The sequence below is a fragment of the Citrobacter sp. RHB20-C16 genome (genome assembly GCF_013890155.1).
Lineage (GTDB): Bacteria > Pseudomonadota > Gammaproteobacteria > Enterobacterales > Enterobacteriaceae > Citrobacter_A > Citrobacter_A amalonaticus.
In genome coordinates, this window is the sequence record NZ_CP057630.1 from 3,781,417 (window position 1) to 3,798,420 (window position 17,004).

Sequence of the window (17,004 nt, forward strand, 5' to 3'; positions counted from 1 at the left end):
CCGCTATCATGTGTCCCTTATGTGATAACAACGAAAACGAAAAGTATCGCAACCCATTTACATTCAGGGACTGGACACAACTCCATGAGTACAATCGATAATCTCGACGCCCACACCCCAATGATGCAGCAGTATCTCAAGCTGAAGGCCCAACACCCGGAGATTCTGCTTTTCTATCGCATGGGCGACTTTTACGAACTCTTTTACGACGACGCAAAACGGGCGTCGCAGTTGCTCGACATTTCGCTGACGAAGCGCGGTGCGTCTGCGGGCGAGCCCATCCCGATGGCGGGTATTCCCCATCATGCGGTCGAAAACTACCTCGCCAAGCTGGTCAATCAGGGTGAATCCGTCGCCATTTGCGAGCAAATTGGCGACCCGGCCACCAGTAAAGGGCCGGTTGAGCGTAAAGTCGTGCGTATTGTCACGCCGGGCACCATCAGTGATGAAGCCCTGCTACAGGAGCGCCAGGACAATTTGCTCGCCGCCATCTGGCAGGACAGTAAAGGCTACGGTTATGCCACGCTGGACATCAGCTCCGGGCGTTTTCGTCTGAGCGAACCCGCCGATCGCGAAACAATGGCCGCCGAACTGCAACGGACCAACCCGGCGGAACTGCTGTACGCCGAAGATTTCGCGGAGATGGCTCTGATTGAAGGTCGTCGAGGATTACGTCGTCGCCCGCTGTGGGAATTTGAAATTGATACTGCACGTCAGCAGTTGAATTTGCAGTTTGGTACCCGCGATCTAATTGGCTTTGGCGTTGAAAACGCGCCGCGCGGACTTTGCGCCGCTGGCTGCCTGTTGCAGTACGTCAAGGATACCCAGCGCACTTCCCTGCCGCATATTCGCTCTATCACCATGGAGCGGCAGCAGGACAGCATCATCATGGATGCCGCGACGCGCCGCAATCTGGAGATCACCCAGAATCTGGCCGGGGGCATGGAGAACACGCTGGCCGCCGTGCTCGACTGCACCGTGACGCCGATGGGCAGCCGTATGCTCAAACGCTGGCTGCATATGCCGGTACGTGATACGAAAATCCTGACAGAACGTCAGCAAACCATTGGTTCATTACAGGATGCAACCAGTGAACTGCAGCCCGTGCTGCGCCAGGTGGGCGATCTGGAACGTATTCTTGCGCGTCTGGCACTGCGTACCGCGCGTCCGCGCGATCTCGCTCGCATGCGCCACGCTTTCCAGCAACTGCCGGAACTGCGTGCGCAACTGGAATCGGTGGACAGCGCCCCTGTACAAATGCTGCGCGAGAAAATGGGCGAATTCGCCGAACTGCGGGAACTGCTGGAACGTGCGGTCGTTGACGCTCCCTCGGTTCTCGTTCGTGATGGTGGTGTTATTGCGCCGGGCTACAACGAAGAGCTTGATGAGTGGCGCGCCCTGGCAGACGGTGCGACCGACTATCTCGACAGGCTGGAAATCCGTGAGCGCGAGCGTACCGGGCTGGACACGCTGAAAGTCGGCTTTAACGCGGTGCACGGTTATTACATCCAGATTAGCCGTGGGCAGAGCCACCTCGCACCAATCAACTACGTCCGTCGCCAGACGCTGAAAAACGCCGAGCGCTACATCATTCCGGAACTCAAAGAGTACGAAGATAAGGTTCTGACCTCCAAGGGCAAGGCGCTGGCGCTGGAAAAACAGCTCTATGACGAACTGTTCGACCTGCTGCTACCGCATCTGGCGGATCTACAACAGAGCGCCAGTGCACTGGCGGAACTCGATGTACTGGTGAATCTGGCCGAACGCGCGTACACGCTGAACTACACCTGCCCAACCTTCAGCGATAAACCGGGTATTCGTATTACCGAGGGCCGCCATCCGGTGGTGGAACAGGTCCTGAATGAGCCGTTTATCGCCAACCCGCTCGACCTCTCACCACAGCGCAGAATGCTGATCATTACCGGACCAAACATGGGCGGTAAAAGTACCTACATGCGCCAGACCGCGCTGATTGCCCTGCTGGCCTATATTGGCAGCTACGTACCGGCGCAGAAGGTGGAGATTGGTCCTGTCGATCGTATCTTTACCCGTGTAGGTGCAGCGGACGATCTGGCCTCCGGGCGCTCCACCTTCATGGTAGAGATGACCGAAACGGCCAACATTCTGCACAACGCCACTGAGAACAGCCTGGTGCTAATGGATGAGATTGGCCGCGGGACATCCACTTACGATGGCCTGTCGCTGGCGTGGGCATGTGCGGAAAATCTGGCGAATAAGATCAAAGCGCTGACGCTGTTCGCGACGCACTACTTCGAGCTGACACAGTTGCCGGAAAAAATGGAAGGCGTTGCCAACGTCCATCTCGACGCGTTAGAGCACGGCGATACCATTGCCTTTATGCATAGCGTGCAGGACGGTGCGGCCAGTAAGAGCTACGGCCTGGCGGTCGCAGCGCTGGCGGGCGTTCCGAAAGAGGTGATCAAACGTGCGCGACAGAAACTGCGCGAACTGGAGAGCATTTCACCCAACGCGGCGGCAACACAGGTGGATGGCACCCAGATGTCGCTGCTGTCCGTTCCCGAAGAGACCTCTCCTGCCGTTGAAGCACTGGAAAATCTCGACCCGGATTCGCTAACGCCCCGTCAGGCGCTGGAGTGGATCTATCGGCTGAAGAGTCTGGTGTAAGAAAAAGGCCCGATGCCGCTTTTGGACTGACCCCATAAATCTGGACAGTTTATATTAAGCGGCCTTCAGAGCCTGGGCCCGGTACTCTACCGGACTCAGGCCTTTTAGTTTCAGGCTTATCCGCTCGTTGTTGTAGTAACGGATATAATCCTCTATCGCCTTCCTCAGTTCGCTGATATTGCTGAACTGACTCAGGTAAAAACACTCCGATTTCAGCGTCCCGAAGAAGTTTTCCATCACGGCATTATCCAGACAGTTTCCTTTTCGGGACATACTTTGCGTCATGCCCTGCGCCTTTAACTTTGCCTGATAGCCTGCCATCCGATATTGCCAGCCCTGATCTGTGTGCAGCAAGGGGGCGTCGTCTGGTCCGAGCTTTAAGAACGCATCCCGCAGCATGGTATTAACCATCTCCATCACCGGCCTTTCCGACAGGCTGTAGGAGATTATTTCCCGGTTAAAAAGATCGAGTACCGGCGACAGGTACAGCTTTTTACCCTGCAGCGAGAACTCTGTAACATCCGTAACCCATTTTTCATTGGCTTTTGATGCACTGAAGTTCCTGCTCAGGATATTGGGGGCTGCCTTGCCTGTTTCCCCCTTCCATGAGCGGTATTTCTTCGCCCTTATCAGAGACCGGAGCGACAGCTCTGTCATCAGCCGCTGCACGGTTTTATGGTTCACCAGCAGACCCTGCTTTCTCAGCGAAAGCGTGATCCTGCGGTAGCCATAACGGCCTTTGTGCCAGGCGTATATCTCACGGATTTTATCTTTCAGCCCGGCATGCCTGTCCACCTGCTTCAGGGCATTCATATTGTAATACCATGTACTGCGGGACATGCCTGCCGCGCGCAGGAGGTCTCGCAGAGCGTGCTTATGCCTCAGTTCACTGATTATCAGGGCTTGCTGCCGTTTTTTTCGCTCTGAACCAAGGCCTTCAACTTTTTTAGATAGGCATTCTCTGCCCGCAGGTAACGGAGTTCAGCCCGGAGTTCTTCGGGGGAGAGTTTTTCCAGTTCTTTATCTGTAGGGGATGGGGGGATTTTTTGTTTTGTCATTTTTCCAGGCCGCCCGCGTTGAATGTTTAGCAGTCCTTCCGCTCCGGCATCGTTGTACACGCAGACCCAGTGTCGGACAAGCGTTTCTGCAGAGAGATTAAACCGGGCAGCTGCTTCACGCATCGTCAGGTGGTCACGGATAACCGCCCGGACGACGACGAGTTTAAATTCAGCTGAATGATGTTTATTTTTCCCTGACAGCCCTTCCATACCGTGGAGTTGCCACGCCCTGACCCAGCGACGGACGGAAGTTCTTTCAACACCAAAACGGTCGGCTGTACGCTCTTCTCCGTCTTTTCCGGACAAATAATGATTAACCACAGCCAGTTTTGTTTCAGGGGAATATTTTGGCTTTGCCATAAAAAACTGCACCTTACTCAGTTGAGTGTCCAACTTTTGGGGTGCAGTCCACTTTGCGTATCGGGCCACATATTAACGGTACTTTTCCCAGGTCGGATAAGGCCTCAGCCGCCATCCGGCACTCCGTCAGCGCTTATCTTCTGTCAGCAGCGGCGGAATAGTGGGTACCATTGGCGCCTCATCGATATCTTTCTGCGTCATACGAAACGCCTGCGGGTAGTGTTCGCGGCTGGTACGACGTAGCGGCTCCGTATCACGCCAGGTGTACAGGCAATGTTGGCACTGATACACCGTCCAGACGCCTTTCACTGGCGAGGTCGCCATCACTTCAATATGTTCATCAGCACAACGTGGGCAAATCATCTGAGGCTCCTTATCTACGGTTGGCCAGCATGGCAGTCAGCTTTTCAGCCCAGGCTTTGGTTTCCGGGAGATCGCACACCGGCTGGCTATAGTGACCACGGTTATCCGGCGCAACGGGCGTGGTGGCGTCGATAATCAGCTTATCGGTGATCCCCGCCGGACTTGAGCCCGGATCCAGTTCCAGTACTGACATATTCGGTAGCTGAACCAGATCCCCCGCCGGGTTGACTTTCGACGACAGCGCCCACATCACCTGCGGCAGGTTAAACGGATCGACATCTTCATCCACCATAATTACCATCTTCACGTAACCCAGCCCGTGTGGCGTGGTCATCGCACGCAATCCCACCGCTCGCGCAAAACCGCCGTAGCGTTTTTTGGTCGAGATAATCGCCAGCAGGCCGTGGGTATACATGGCGTTAACCGCCTGCACTTCCGGGAACTCCGCTTTTAGTTGCTGATACAGCGGAACGCAGGTGGCCGGCCCCATCAAATAGTCGATTTCTGTCCACGGCATACCGAGATAAAGGGATTCAAAAATCGGTTTACTGCGATACGACACCTTATCAATACGCACAACCGTCATATTGCGACCACCGGAATAGTGGCCGGTAAACTCGCCAAACGGGCCTTCAATTTCACGTTTGCGGCTTTCAATCACCCCTTCCAGGATCACCTCCGATCCCCACGGCACATCAAACCCGGTCAACGGCGCAGTAGCGATGGGATACGGGCTTTCGCGCAGCGCCCCTGCCATTTCATATTCGGACTGATCGTACTTCAGCGGTGTCGCCCCCATCAGCGTGATGATCGGATCGTTACCCAGGGTGATGGCGATCGGCAGATCCTCGCCGCGCTCTTCCGCCTTATGCAGATGCAGCGCGATATCATGCATCGGTACCGGTTGTAGGCCCAGCTTACGCTTGCCCTTCACTTCCATCCGGTAGATACCGACGTTCTGCTTGCCGAAGTTGTCCGGGTCGAGCGGATCGCGGGAGACTACGCAGGCTTTATCCAGGTAAAATCCGCCATCGCCGTCGTTCAGGCGAAACAGCGGCAGAATATCGAACAGGTTAATCGCTTCGCCATCGACACTGTTTTCCGCCCATGCCGGATTCGCGCGGCGTTCCGGGGTGACCGGGAACTTATCCCAGCGACGAATAAACTCATCTATCTGCTTTTTCACTGGCGTATTCGGCGGTAAGCCCAATGAAATGGCATGATTTTGCCAGGAGCCGATGGTGTTCATCGCCACACGCGCGTCGGTAAAACCACGAATATTATCGAACCATAGCGCCGGTGCGCCGTCGCCAATACGGCCAGTGGCGTTGGCAGCCGCGGCCAGATCCGGCTCCGCGTTCACCTCTTCACTGATTTTCAGCAATTGTCCCTGGTCGTCGAGCGCCTGCAAAAAGCTGCGCAAATCATCAAATGCCATTATTCATTCTCCTGTGAAAAATTCTGTGCCTGCGCTAATCCCTGCCAGCGACGCGCATGCGGGTGCTCCAGCGCAAACTGGTCCAGTACGCGGGCCACGATGTGTTGCGTAATATCATCAACGGACTGTGGATGGTTATAGAACGCAGGCATGGGCGGCACCATCGCCACGCCCATGCGTGAAAGCGCGAGCATGTTTTCGAGATGCACCGTACTGAGCGGCATTTCACGCGGCACCAGCACCAACTTGCGCCCTTCTTTCAGCACCACGTCGGCAGCGCGTCCCACCAGACCGTCGGCGTAACCTGCGCGTATTCCAGCCAGGGTTTTCATGCTGCAAGGAATAACGATCATGCCGTCGGTACGAAACGAACCTGACGAGATGGTCGCCGCCTGATCCGCCGGGCTGTGGCAAAAATCGGCCAGTCCGGCAACATCGCGCGCACGGTATGGCGTTTCCAGTTCAATGGTGGTTTTGGCCCATTTCGACATCACCAGATGCGTTTCCACATCCGGCATCTTCCGCAGCGCCTGCAACAGTGCTACACCCAGCGGCGCTCCCGTTGCCCCGGTCATCCCCACAATCAGTCTCATTCATCACTCCACAAATTGTTCGTATACGAACATTTAATATAAATTACCCCTGTAAAACAGCGACGACAATAGCGCCCGTTTTTTTCCGCACGTATTGCTTAAGATTTCCTCGTTAAAAAACGCGGTGTTACCCGTTATGATAGGAGACATGATTTTTAGCCTGGAGTTTTCATGGAGTTACGGAATAAAGCGTTTCACCTGTTACGCCAGCTGTTCCAACAACATACGGCGCGTTGGCAGCATGCGTTGCCGGATCTGACTAAACCACAGTACGCGGTGATGCGTGCCATTGCGGAATGTCCCGGCATTGAACAGGTTAATCTGATGGAGGCCGCCGTCAGTACCAAAGCGACGCTGGCAGAAATGCTAAGCCGAATGGAAAAACGTGGGCTGGTGAGGCGTGAAAACGATCCGCTGGATAAACGTCGCCGCTTCGTTTATCTGACCCCTGAAGGAGAAGCCTTGCTGAAGGTAAGCATGCCGTTGGGAAATCGGGTGGATGAGGAGTTTCTGGGACGGTTGAATGACGAAGAACGCGCGCAATTCGCCCTGCTAATCAAGAAAATGATGCCTGATTAACAAACCTGAGTAAGCATGAAAATGCTCCCGTCTGCCTTCACCCGCAAAAACACAGCGTAGTCAGCCAGAAAGAAGAAGGCCAGCCTCAAAGAGGCTGGCCTTTCTTGTTAGAACGGTGCTTACTCGCGGAAGAGCGCTTCGATATTCAGCCCTTGAGTCTGCAGAATTTCACGCAGACGGCGAAGGCCTTCAACCTGAATCTGACGAACACGTTCACGAGTCAGACCGATTTCGCGGCCCACATCTTCCAGTGTTGCAGCTTCATAACCCAGCAGACCGAAACGACGTGCCAGCACTTCACGCTGTTTGGCGTTCAGTTCGAACAGCCATTTGACGATGCTCTGTTTCATATCATCATCTTGCGTGGTGTCTTCCGGACCGTTCTCTTTCTCATCGGCCAGGATATCCAGCAACGCTTTTTCGGAATCGCCCCCCAACGGGGTGTCTACCGAGGTAATGCGCTCGTTTAGACGAAGCATACGGCTAACGTCATCAACCGGTTTATCCAGCTGTTCTGCAATTTCTTCCGCGCTCGGTTCGTGGTCCAGTTTATGGGACAACTCACGCGCGGTACGCAGATAAACGTTCAGCTCTTTAACGATGTGGATCGGCAGTCGAATGGTACGGGTTTGGTTCATGATAGCCCGTTCAATCGTCTGGCGAATCCACCAGGTTGCGTATGTGGAGAAGCGGAACCCACGTTCCGGGTCAAACTTCTCAACGGCACGGATAAGCCCCAGATTGCCCTCTTCAATCAGATCCAGCAACGCCAGACCACGATTGCCATAACGGCGGGCAATTTTCACCACCAGACGCAGGTTACTTTCAATCATCCGACGGCGTGAGGCGACATCTCCACGCAGTGCGCGACGCGCAAAATACACTTCTTCTTCGGCCGTTAACAGTGGCGAATAACCAATCTCACCAAGGTAAAGCTGAGTCGCGTCCAACACACGCTGTGTGGCCCCCTGCGATAACAGCTCTTCTTCAGCCAAATCGTTATCACTGGGTTCCTCTTCAACTAAGGCTTTTTCGTCAAAAACCTCAACTCCGTTCTCATCAAACTCCGCGTCTTCATTTAAATCATGAACTTTCAGCGTATTCTGACTCATAAGGTGGCTCCTACCCGTGATCCCTTGACGGAACTAGCAAGTGTCAGCCTGGTTCCGTCGCTTTATCGCTGCGGTAAATAACGCAGCGGGTTTACGGATTTCCCCTTGTAACGAATTTCAAAATGCAAACGTGTAGAACTGGTTCCGGTGCTACCCATCGTCGCTATTTTTTGTCCTGCCTTCACTTCTTGTTGTTCCCGGACCAGCATTGTATCGTTATGAGCGTAGGCACTCAGGTAATCATCGTTGTGTTTGATGATAATAAGATTACCGTAACCGCGCAGTGCGTTACCGGCATAGACCACGCGCCCATCGGCGGTCGCGATAATAGCCTGTCCCTTACTGCCTGCAATGTCGATCCCTTTATTGCCCCCCTCGGAAGCCCCAAAGTTCTCGATCACTTTGCCGTCAGTCGGCCAGCGCCATGTGGAGATTGGCGAACTGGTAGACGAACTGCTTGCGCTAGCTGCTGGAGCCGTTACAGGTGCTGTGACCACAGTCCCAGCAGGCTTGTTGTTCGGCAACATTTTGTTAGCACTTTGTTCACCTGAATCCTCAGAATACGTAATTGTCGGTTTCGACGCAACAGCGATGGCGGAATTTTGTGCAGGTCTGGTCACAACTCCTTGCTCTGCCGCGTCGGCCTGAGTTATCGCATTACCGCCGGTAATTGGCGCACCCGATGCGTTACCCACCTGCAGCGTTTGTCCGACATTCAGAGCATACGGGGCCTGAACGTTGTTGCGTTGCGCCAGGTCACGAAAATCGTTCCCGGTGATCCAGGCGATATAAAAAAGCGTATCGCCTTTTTTAACGGTGTACGTACTGCCACCGCTGTAGCTACCTTTCGGAATATTCCCATACTGGCGATTGTAGACAATACGTCCGTTTTCCATCTGCACGGGTTGCTCGGCGACGGGCTGAACATGCGTCGGTTGTGTCGTCGGACGTTGCACCGGTTGAATTTGCGGTGTCTGCGGAGCGGACGTCGTCGTCCCCATCTTCGGCGGCGGCGTAATCAGCATGCCAGAACTGTTATTCGTCGGAGCATTACCATTGACTGAGCTTACCGGCGCCGGTGGATTCGATGAATTTGAACAACCCGCCAGCCATAGCGAAACCAGTGACAGTGCCGCAATGCGGCTAACGGTGAATTTTGGGCTTCCCGCGCTCATTTATCCCCCAGGAAAAATTGGTTAACAACCAGTGACGTATAATCGTGCAGACAGCAAATGGGCACTGGAAAATGTGACCACGATACGCTGACCAGTTCCAAAAACTCCAGGAAAATTCCAGGTATTCGGAACCGCTTTTTACGCGAGTTCCCCTTTAACTAAGGGAACAAAACGTACCGCCTCCACGGTGTCGATAATAAATTCGCCGCCCCGACGACGCACCCGTTTCAGAAACTGATGCTCGTCACCCACGGGCAAGACGAGAATGCCACCTTCATCCAGTTGCGTCATCAACGCGGTCGGGATTTCCGGCGGTGCTGCCGTCACAATAATAGCGTCAAATGGCGCGCGTGCCTGCCAGCCTTGCCAACCATCACCGTGACGAGTTGAAACATTGTGTAAATCGAGTTGTTTCAGACGGCGACGCGCCTGCCATTGCAAACTTTTAATACGTTCGACGGAACAAACCTGCTGCACCAGGTGCGCCAGTATCGCCGTCTGATACCCGGAACCCGTGCCAATTTCCAGCACACGCGACTGCGGCGTCAGTTCGAGGAGTTCGGTCATTCGCGCCACCATGTACGGCTGCGAAATCGTCTGCCCCTGACCTATCGGCAACGCGATATTGTCCCAGGCTTTATGTTCAAACGCTTCATCAATAAATTTCTCACGCGGCACCGCGGCCAGGGCATTAAGCACCTGCTCATCGCGAATCCCCTGTGCGCGCAGTTGATCAAGAAGCGTTTGTACGCGTCTGCTTACCATTGCGTGCCAACTCCCACGCTCTCTAACCAGTCGGAAACCACATCATGCGCGCTGTGCGCGGTTAAATCTACATGCAACGGCGTAATGGACACGTAACCGTCGTCCACTGCCGCAAAATCGGTATCAGGCCCGGCGTCGCATTTGTCGCCCGGTGGGCCAATCCAGTACAGCGTGTTGCCGCGCGGATCTTCCTGTGGGATCACTTTGTCTGCGGGATGACGACTGCCGCAACGCGTCACGCGAATGCCTTTGATCTGCTCCAACGGTAAATCGGGCACGTTGATATTGAGGATCCGCCCGGTACGCAGCGGTTCACGCCGCAGGCCGCGTAAGATCCGACAGGTGATGGCCGCTGCGGTCTCATAATGCTGGTGCCCGTCTAACGACACGGCAAGCGCCGGAAAGCCAAGATGTCGCCCTTCCATTGCTGCCGCGACGGTGCCGGAATAGATAACGTCATCCCCCAGGTTGGGGCCGGCATTAATTCCCGAGACCACGATGTCCGGACGCGGGCGCATGAGTGCATTGACGCCCAAGTATACGCAGTCAGTGGGTGTGCCCATCTGCACGGCGATATCGCCGTTCTCGAAAGTAAACGTCCGGAGAGAGGATTCAAGCGTCAGCGAATTTGACGCACCACTGCGGTTCCGATCCGGGGCGACGACCTGTACATCAGCAAACTCCCGCAGGGCTTTCGCCAGCGTTTGTATACCGGGCGCGTGGACCCCATCATCGTTACTCAGCAATATGCGCATAATCACCCATTGTGTTGATCAGTTCCCTCACAACGCTGGTGGCGAAGCTCCCCGCCGGCAGCCAAAAACGTAACTCGACGGTGACATCATCCCACCAGTTCCAGCTTAATTGCTGCGGATAGAGCAGCATCGCTCTTCGCGACGCCTCAACTTTTTCACGCAGCAGCAGCGACTGCAACGCGGTCTCCTCGGCAATCGCGGACTGTTCGAACGCCAGCGCATCCCGCTGGGTTCCCCACTCGCCGCTGCCGGGAAGCGAAGCCGTCACCATCAGTTCTTTTTCATCGACACGATGCTGTAATTCCGCCCATTCTTCTTGCGTGGCGACAAACCAGCTTCCGCGTCCCGCTAATTGTAGCGCATCGCCGTCAACAACTTGATTAAAGTCTGTTTTTTTCAGACGCTCGCTGACAATTTGATTAAACAACGCACTGCGGGCCGCCGACAACCAAAAACTGCGTTTATTGCGATCCCTGACCGGTGCATCGCTTTGCGCCCAGCGCAGCGCACCTTGCAGATTGCTGCCGCCGATACCAAAACGCTGAGCGCCGAAATAGTTCGGTACGCCGCCAGCGTTTATCGCTTGCAGACGGGATTCCACTTCATCACGATGACTGATTTCCCGTAGCACCAGCGTGAACGCATTGCCTTTCAGCGCGCCTAAACGTAGCTTGCGTTTGTGACGCGCATATTCCAGCACCTTGCAGCCTTCAAGCTGGAAAGCGCTCAGGTTGGGCATCTCTTTGCCTGGTACACGCGCGCACAGCCACTGTTCGGTGACCGCATGCTTATCCTTTTGCCCGGCAAAACTCACTTCACGGGCATGAATTTTCAGAAACTTCGCCAGCGCGTCAGCCACAAAACGGGTGTTGCAGCCGTTTTTAAGAATACGCACCAGAATGTGTTCACCTTCGCCATCGGGTTCGAAACCTAAATCTTCGACCACCACAAAATCTTCCGGACTGGCTTTCAGCAGACCGAAGCCTTGCGGCTTACCGTGGAGATACGTGAGATTTTCAAACTCTGTCATTTCGCGGCCTTAATGAGTAACGCCACCGCTTCGCAGGCAATCCCTTCCCCACGCCCGGTAAAACCGAGTTTTTCCGTGGTGGTGGCCTTCACGTTCACATCATCCATGTGACAACCGAGGTCTTCAGCAATAAACACACGCATTTGCGGGATGTGCGGCAGCATCTTCGGCGCCTGAGCAATAATGGTCACATCGACGTTGCCCAGGGTGTAACCTTTTGCCTGGATCCGACGCCAGGCTTCACGCAACAGCTCACGGCTGTCTGCGCCTTTAAACGCCGGATCGGTATCCGGAAACAGCTTGCCAATGTCACCCAGTGCCGCCGCGCCAAGCAGCGCGTCGGTGAGCGCATGCAGCGCAACATCGCCATCAGAATGCGCCAGCAGCCCCTTTTCATAGGGAATACGCACACCACCAACGATAATGGGGCCTTCCCCGCCAAAGGCGTGTACGTCAAAACCGTGTCCGATTCGCATTATGCTTTCTCCTGGTGAATTATTTGGGTCAGGTAAAATTCAGCCAGCGCTAAATCTTCCGGACGGGTTACTTTGATATTATCAGCCCGTCCTTCAACAAGCTGTGGATGGAAGCCACAATATTCCAGCGCCGAGGCTTCATCGGTGATCGTCGCCCCTTCATTCAGTGCGCGTGTCAGGCAGTCATGCAGCAGCTCGCGAGGGAAAAATTGCGGCGTCAGCGCGTGCCATAAATCGTTACGTTCGACCGTATGGGCGATGGCGGTTTTGCCCGGCTCTGCGCGTTTCATCGTGTCGCGCACCGGTGCGGCAAGGATCCCGCCAGTGCGACTGGTTTCGCTAAGCGCCAGCAGACGTGCTAAATCATTCTGATGTAAGCAGGGACGCGCCGCATCATGCACCAGCACCCATTCGGCGTCTCCGGCGGCCTGCAATCCGGCCAGCACAGAGTCTGCACGTTCATTTCCCCCGTCCACGACGGTAATTTGCGGATGCTGCGCCAGAGGGAGCTGGGCAAAGCGGCTGTCGCCAGGGCTTATCGCGATGATCACGCGGGTCACCCGGGGATGCGCCAGCAGCGCAAAGACCGAGTGTTCGAGAATGGTTTTATTGCCGATCGAGAGATATTGCTTCGGACATTCCGTTTGCATACGGCGGCCAAATCCGGCCGCCGGCACCACGGCGCAAACATCCAATAAAGTGGCTGCCATGTGATTTCCTGGGCTGGTTTAACGAGTATTTTGCCCCGCAGTTTGCGCGCGTTTAGACGCGTCGGGCACCAGGCGATAAAACGTTTCGCCCGGCTTAGTCATGCTGAGTTCGTTGCGTGCACGCTCCTCGATAGCCTCCTGACCGCCATTGAGATCGTCAATTTCGGCAAACAACTGATCGTTACGTGCTTTAAGTTTGGCGTTCGTCGCCTGCTGCGCCGCCACGTCATCATTGACGCGACTGTAATCATGTATGCCGTTCTTACCGAACCACAGTGAATACTGTAGCCAGACCAGTAAAGCCAGCAACAGCAGCGTTAGTTTACCCATCCTGCCCCCTGAAAAACGGCATCATCCTCCCATACTTCCGCAAACGACACGACGTTTGCAGACGGGAAAGCCGCAACAACGCGGGCAAATGTACCACAATTGCCCTTTATAACGTATACCCAGAACCCTGAGAACATCATCTCATTGTTAGTTACGGTTTGAATTATGGACAGCCGTCGCGCTTTAGCCCAGCAACCACATAAACAGTGCGCCGAACATTGCGCAAACGGTCAGCAGCGTTGCAACAATGCTGTAGCGCAATTTGCCGTTGAGCAGGGAATGCAGCGCGATACCCACAACCACCGCAACGGGCATCAACGCCAGGAAGAAAGGCCAGGTGTAGATAAAGAAAAACAACGTGTTAGGGCCATACACCAGAAAGGGGATCCCCAACGCCAACAGCCATGACGCGAAGCCCACCACCGCGCCCGGCAGCGACCAGGTGGTTTCGTCATCAGTAGCAAACGCGTCTGTCGTTGTGAGTGTGATGTTCTGGCTATTGCGCATAGTGAATCCTGTAACCTTGACTGACCGTACACAGCGGTCAGGTGTCTCAGGATCTGATAATATCGCTCTGTCTGAGCAGGTCTAATAATTGGGCGACCAAATTTGTTACTAATTGTTCGCCATTGAGATGAACCTCTGGCGATTCAGGCGCTTCGTAAACGGAATCAATTCCGGTGAAGTTGCGCAATTCGCCAGCCCGCGCTTTTTTGTATAATCCTTTTGGATCGCGGGCTTCACAGATTTCCAGTGGCGTATCCACGAACACTTCAATAAAGCGCCCCTCACCGACGCGTTCGCGCACCATTTGCCGCTCTGCACGGTGCGGAGAAATAAACGCCGTCAGTACCACCAATCCCGCATCCACCATCAGGTTTGCGACTTCGCCCACGCGACGGATGTTCTCTTTCCGGTCGGTATCACTGAACCCCAGATCGCTACACAGGCCGTGGCGAACGTTATCGCCATCCAGCAAATAGGTACTGACGCCCAGTTGATGCAGCGCCTCTTCCAGCGCCCCGGCGACGGTCGACTTACCGGACCCGGAAAGCCCGGTAAACCACAGCACAACACCACGATGACCGTGGTGTTGCTCACGCTGTTGCGGCGTGACGGGATGAGCATGCCAGACGACGTTTTCGTCATGCAGCGCCATTATTTTCCTCCCAGCAGATCGCGAGCACCCCAGTGCGGGAAGTGACGACGTACCAGCGCATTCAGTTCCAGCTCAAAGGCGCTGAATTCTGATGGCGTAGCGGTCTCCTGCACAATCGGTTCGCGGACCATACCGGCACCGACGGTGACATTGCTCAGACGATCGATAAAGATCAGCCCGCCGGTCACCGGGTTTTGCTGATAGGTATCCAGCACCAGCGGCTCATCAAAGGTCAGATTCACCAGACCAATACCGTTCAGCGGCAGAGTGTCTACCTCACGCTGCGTCAGATTGTTGATATCTACCTGATACTGAACATGATCAACGCGCGCACGGGTCTTTTTACCAGCGATTTTGATTTCGTAACTCTGCCCCGGTGCCAGTGGCTGTTCCGCCATCCAGACCACGTCAACGGCGGCGCTCTGTACGGCAGGTAAACTCTCCTCCGCCGCCAGCAGCAGATCGCCGCGGCTGATATCAATCTCGTCTTTCAGGACGAGGGTAATGGCTTCTCCGGCAAAGGCTTCGTCCAGATCGCCATCAAAGGTGACGATCCGCGCCACGCTGGATTCCACACCGGACGGCAGCACCTTCACGCGCTGCCCTACCTTGACGCGCCCGGAAGCCAGCGTGCCGGAATAACCGCGGAAATCGAGATTTGGACGGTTTACGTACTGCACCGGGAAGCGCATTGGCTGACTGTCGACCACGCGCTGGATCTCAACTGTCTCCAGCACTTCAAGTAAGGTCGGGCCGCTGTACCACGGCATGCTGACGCTCTGGGAGGCGACGTTGTCACCCTCCAGCGCGGAGAGCGGGACAAAGCGGATATCCAGATTCCCCGGCAACTGTTCGGCAAAGGTCAGATAATCTTCACGAATACGCGCAAAGGTTTCTTCGCTGTAATCGACCAGATCCATTTTGTTGATCGCCACCACCAGGTGTTTGATCCCCAGCAGTGTTGAAATAAAGCTGTGACGACGGGTCTGATCCAGCACGCCTTTACGGGCGTCGATCAGCAGGATCGCCAGATCGCAGGTAGACGCGCCGGTCGCCATATTGCGGGTATATTGCTCATGCCCAGGGGTATCGGCAATGATAAATTTGCGCTTCTCAGTGGAGAAATAACGATACGCCACGTCGATGGTAATCCCCTGCTCACGCTCGGCCTGCAGCCCATCCACCAGCAACGCCAGATCCAGTTTTTCACCCTGCGTACCGTGACGTTTGCTGTCGTTATGCAACGATGAAAGCTGATCCTCATAAATCTGCCGCGTGTCGTGCAACAGGCGACCGATCAGGGTGCTTTTGCCGTCATCCACGCTACCGCAGGTTAAAAAGCGCAGCAGACTTTTATGTTGTTGGGCAACCATCCAGGCTTCGACGCCGCCTTCATTAGCGATTTGTTGGGCAAGTGTGGTGTTCATGGCGGCTCCTTAGAAATACCCCTGACGTTTCTTCAGCTCCATAGAGCCCGCCTGGTCGCGGTCAATCACGCGGCCCTGACGTTCACTGGTGGTCGAGACCAGCATCTCTTCAATAATTTCCGGCAGCGTTTGTGCGTTTGACTCGACGGCGCCGGTCAGCGGCCAGCAGCCGAGAGTACGGAAACGCACCATCCGTTTTTTGATCATTTCGCCAGGCTGGAGGTCGATGCGATCGTCATCAATCATCATCAACATGCCGTCGCGCTCCAGCACCGGGCGCTCCGCCGCCAGATACAGCGGGACGATCTCGATGTTTTCCAGCCAGATGTACTGCCAGATATCCTGTTCCGTCCAGTTGGACAGGGGGAAGACGCGGATACTTTCGCCTTTGTTAATCTGCCCGTTGTAGTTGTGCCACAGTTCAGGACGCTGGTTTTTCGGGTCCCAGCGATGAAAGCGGTCGCGGAAGGAGTAAATGCGCTCTTTCGCCCGCGATTTTTCTTCATCGCGGCGCGCACCGCCAAAGGCGGCATCAAAACCGTATTTGTTCAGCGCCTGCTTCAACCCTTCGGTTTTCATAATGTCAGTGTGTTTGGCGCTGCCGTGGACAAAGGGATTGATACCCATCGCCACACCTTCCGGATTTTTATGTACCAGCAGCTCGCAGCCGTACGCTTTGGCAGTACGATCGCGGAATTCATACATCTCGCGGAACTTCCAGCCGGTATCGACATGCAGCAGCGGGAACGGCAGCGATCCCGGGTAGAACGCCTTACGGGCAAGATGCAGCATGACGCTGGAATCTTTACCGATGGAGTACAGCATTACCGGGTTCGAAAATTCTGCTGCCACCTCGCGAATGATGTGGATGCTTTCGGCCTCCAGCTGTCGCAGGTGGGTGAGTCGTTTTTGGTCCATAACCGTTCCTTTACAATACCGCGAATGTCGAGCGCGTCAGATAACCCGACTATAGGGAGCGCAAGAGAACGAATGAAATTACGAATTGGAATGAGTAGTTCCTCAAAGGA

Annotated in this window: 18 protein-coding genes; 2 read left to right on the plus strand and 16 right to left on the minus strand. The window is 55.0% G+C overall.

The features are described from left to right. Positions 1-84: 84 nt before the first annotated feature. On the plus strand, positions 85-2,646 hold the full coding sequence (mutS, locus tag HVX64_RS18190; protein ID WP_044255036.1) for a DNA mismatch repair protein MutS: 2,562 nt from the start codon (positions 85-87) through the stop codon (positions 2,644-2,646). A gap of 54 nt (positions 2,647-2,700) precedes the next feature. On the opposite strand, the gene HVX64_RS18195 is transcribed toward mutS, so the two are convergent. The 4 genes from HVX64_RS18195 to HVX64_RS18210 form a co-directional block, all read right to left on the minus strand. After that, positions 2,701-4,064, minus strand: a protein-coding gene (locus tag HVX64_RS18195; protein WP_249033498.1) for an IS3 family transposase whose coding sequence is annotated in 2 segments (ribosomal slippage) — positions 2,701-3,560 and positions 3,560-4,064 — 1,365 coding nt in all. Because the reading frame shifts where the segments join, the coding sequence is not laid out codon by codon here. A 126-nt stretch (positions 4,065-4,190) separates the two neighbouring features. Beyond that, complete coding sequence (locus HVX64_RS18200) at positions 4,191-4,427, minus strand: non-oxidative hydroxyarylic acid decarboxylases subunit D (RefSeq protein ID WP_042999548.1); 237 nt, start codon at positions 4,425-4,427, stop codon at positions 4,191-4,193. A gap of 10 nt (positions 4,428-4,437) precedes the next feature. Further along, positions 4,438-5,865 carry a non-oxidative hydroxyarylic acid decarboxylases subunit C gene (locus tag HVX64_RS18205; RefSeq protein WP_044255033.1) on the minus strand — a complete coding sequence of 476 codons (1,428 nt, stop codon included), beginning with the start codon at positions 5,863-5,865 and terminating at the stop codon, positions 4,438-4,440. Beyond that, positions 5,865-6,458 (minus strand): non-oxidative hydroxyarylic acid decarboxylases subunit B, encoded by a 594-nt coding sequence (locus tag HVX64_RS18210; RefSeq protein WP_044255030.1) that lies wholly within the window; start codon positions 6,456-6,458, stop codon positions 5,865-5,867. The genes HVX64_RS18205 and HVX64_RS18210 overlap by 1 nt, the downstream gene beginning before the upstream one ends. Positions 6,459-6,629: 171 nt before the next feature. On the opposite strand from HVX64_RS18210, the gene HVX64_RS18215 reads away from it, so the two are divergent. Beyond that, a complete protein-coding gene (locus HVX64_RS18215) occupies positions 6,630-7,037 on the plus strand; it encodes a MarR family transcriptional regulator (protein ID WP_044255027.1) in 408 nt (135 codons plus the stop codon). A 119-nt stretch (positions 7,038-7,156) separates the two neighbouring features. Here the strand turns inward: HVX64_RS18215 and rpoS are convergent, their stop codons facing one another. The 12 genes from rpoS to cysD form a co-directional block, all read right to left on the minus strand. Next, a complete protein-coding gene (rpoS, locus tag HVX64_RS18220) occupies positions 7,157-8,149 on the minus strand; it encodes an RNA polymerase sigma factor RpoS (RefSeq protein WP_000081550.1) in 993 nt (330 codons plus the stop codon). A gap of 62 nt (positions 8,150-8,211) precedes the next feature. Beyond that, the gene (gene nlpD, locus HVX64_RS18225) at positions 8,212-9,273 is read right to left on the minus strand and encodes a murein hydrolase activator NlpD (RefSeq protein ID WP_346011001.1); all 1,062 of its coding nucleotides are present in this window, start codon (positions 9,271-9,273) and stop codon (positions 8,212-8,214) included. 189 nt (positions 9,274-9,462) lie between these two features. Next, positions 9,463-10,089, minus strand: a complete 627-nt coding sequence (gene pcm, locus HVX64_RS18230; protein WP_042999543.1) for a protein-L-isoaspartate O-methyltransferase — start codon at positions 10,087-10,089, stop codon at positions 9,463-9,465. Beyond that, the gene (gene surE, locus HVX64_RS18235; RefSeq protein ID WP_044255018.1) at positions 10,083-10,844 is read right to left on the minus strand and encodes a 5'/3'-nucleotidase SurE; all 762 of its coding nucleotides are present in this window, start codon (positions 10,842-10,844) and stop codon (positions 10,083-10,085) included. Before surE ends, pcm begins: the two co-directional genes overlap by 7 nt. Next, complete coding sequence (gene truD, locus HVX64_RS18240; protein ID WP_044255015.1) at positions 10,825-11,874, minus strand: tRNA pseudouridine(13) synthase TruD; 1,050 nt, start codon at positions 11,872-11,874, stop codon at positions 10,825-10,827. Before truD ends, surE begins: the two co-directional genes overlap by 20 nt. Continuing rightward, positions 11,871-12,350, minus strand: coding sequence for a 2-C-methyl-D-erythritol 2,4-cyclodiphosphate synthase (gene ispF / locus HVX64_RS18245; RefSeq protein ID WP_042999540.1), 480 nt, complete (start codon positions 12,348-12,350; stop codon positions 11,871-11,873). The genes truD and ispF overlap by 4 nt, the downstream gene beginning before the upstream one ends. Continuing rightward, the gene (ispD, locus tag HVX64_RS18250; RefSeq protein WP_044255010.1) at positions 12,350-13,060 is read right to left on the minus strand and encodes a 2-C-methyl-D-erythritol 4-phosphate cytidylyltransferase; all 711 of its coding nucleotides are present in this window, start codon (positions 13,058-13,060) and stop codon (positions 12,350-12,352) included. The genes ispF and ispD overlap by 1 nt, the downstream gene beginning before the upstream one ends. An 18-nt stretch (positions 13,061-13,078) precedes the next feature. Then, positions 13,079-13,390 (minus strand): cell division protein FtsB, encoded by a 312-nt coding sequence (ftsB, locus tag HVX64_RS18255; RefSeq protein ID WP_042288707.1) that lies wholly within the window; start codon positions 13,388-13,390, stop codon positions 13,079-13,081. Positions 13,391-13,573: 183 nt separating this feature from the next. Next, complete coding sequence (locus tag HVX64_RS18260) at positions 13,574-13,897, minus strand: DUF3561 family protein (RefSeq protein WP_042999538.1); 324 nt, start codon at positions 13,895-13,897, stop codon at positions 13,574-13,576. A 46-nt stretch (positions 13,898-13,943) separates the two neighbouring features. Then, on the minus strand, positions 13,944-14,549 hold the full coding sequence (gene cysC, locus HVX64_RS18265) for an adenylyl-sulfate kinase (protein ID WP_044255004.1): 606 nt from the start codon (positions 14,547-14,549) through the stop codon (positions 13,944-13,946). Further along, positions 14,549-15,976 carry a sulfate adenylyltransferase subunit CysN gene (cysN, locus tag HVX64_RS18270; protein WP_042999536.1) on the minus strand — a complete coding sequence of 476 codons (1,428 nt, stop codon included), beginning with the start codon at positions 15,974-15,976 and terminating at the stop codon, positions 14,549-14,551. The genes cysC and cysN overlap by 1 nt, the downstream gene beginning before the upstream one ends. Before the next feature lie 9 nt (positions 15,977-15,985). Further along, positions 15,986-16,894, minus strand: a complete 909-nt coding sequence (gene cysD / locus HVX64_RS18275; RefSeq protein WP_042322572.1) for a sulfate adenylyltransferase subunit CysD — start codon at positions 16,892-16,894, stop codon at positions 15,986-15,988. Positions 16,895-17,004: the final 110 nt, after the last annotated feature.

Excerpts from the sequence above, each read along its gene's own strand:
- ispF (WP_042999540.1), bottom strand. The coding sequence starts at position 12,350 with ATGCGAATCGGACACGGTTTTGACGTACACGCCTTTGGCGGGGAAGGC.
- surE (WP_044255018.1), bottom strand. The coding sequence starts at position 10,844 with ATGCGCATATTGCTGAGTAACGATGATGGGGTCCACGCGCCCGGTATA.
- ftsB (WP_042288707.1), bottom strand. The coding sequence starts at position 13,390 with ATGGGTAAACTAACGCTGCTGTTGCTGGCTTTACTGGTCTGGCTACAG.
- cysD (WP_042322572.1), bottom strand. The coding sequence starts at position 16,894 with ATGGACCAAAAACGACTCACCCACCTGCGACAGCTGGAGGCCGAAAGC.
- ispD (WP_044255010.1), bottom strand. The coding sequence starts at position 13,060 with ATGGCAGCCACTTTATTGGATGTTTGCGCCGTGGTGCCGGCGGCCGGA.
- rpoS (WP_000081550.1), bottom strand. The coding sequence starts at position 8,149 with ATGAGTCAGAATACGCTGAAAGTTCATGATTTAAATGAAGACGCGGAG.
- pcm (WP_042999543.1), bottom strand. The coding sequence starts at position 10,089 with ATGGTAAGCAGACGCGTACAAACGCTTCTTGATCAACTGCGCGCACAG.
- HVX64_RS18205 (WP_044255033.1), bottom strand. The coding sequence starts at position 5,865 with ATGGCATTTGATGATTTGCGCAGCTTTTTGCAGGCGCTCGACGACCAG.
- HVX64_RS18210 (WP_044255030.1), bottom strand. The coding sequence starts at position 6,458 with ATGAGACTGATTGTGGGGATGACCGGGGCAACGGGAGCGCCGCTGGGT.
- truD (WP_044255015.1), bottom strand. The coding sequence starts at position 11,874 with ATGACAGAGTTTGAAAATCTCACGTATCTCCACGGTAAGCCGCAAGGC.
- mutS (WP_044255036.1), top strand. The coding sequence starts at position 85 with ATGAGTACAATCGATAATCTCGACGCCCACACCCCAATGATGCAGCAG.
- cysC (WP_044255004.1), bottom strand. The coding sequence starts at position 14,549 with ATGGCGCTGCATGACGAAAACGTCGTCTGGCATGCTCATCCCGTCACG.
- cysN (WP_042999536.1), bottom strand. The coding sequence starts at position 15,976 with ATGAACACCACACTTGCCCAACAAATCGCTAATGAAGGCGGCGTCGAA.
- HVX64_RS18260 (WP_042999538.1), bottom strand. The coding sequence starts at position 13,897 with ATGCGCAATAGCCAGAACATCACACTCACAACGACAGACGCGTTTGCT.
- HVX64_RS18215 (WP_044255027.1), top strand. The coding sequence starts at position 6,630 with ATGGAGTTACGGAATAAAGCGTTTCACCTGTTACGCCAGCTGTTCCAA.
- HVX64_RS18200 (WP_042999548.1), bottom strand. The coding sequence starts at position 4,427 with ATGATTTGCCCACGTTGTGCTGATGAACATATTGAAGTGATGGCGACC.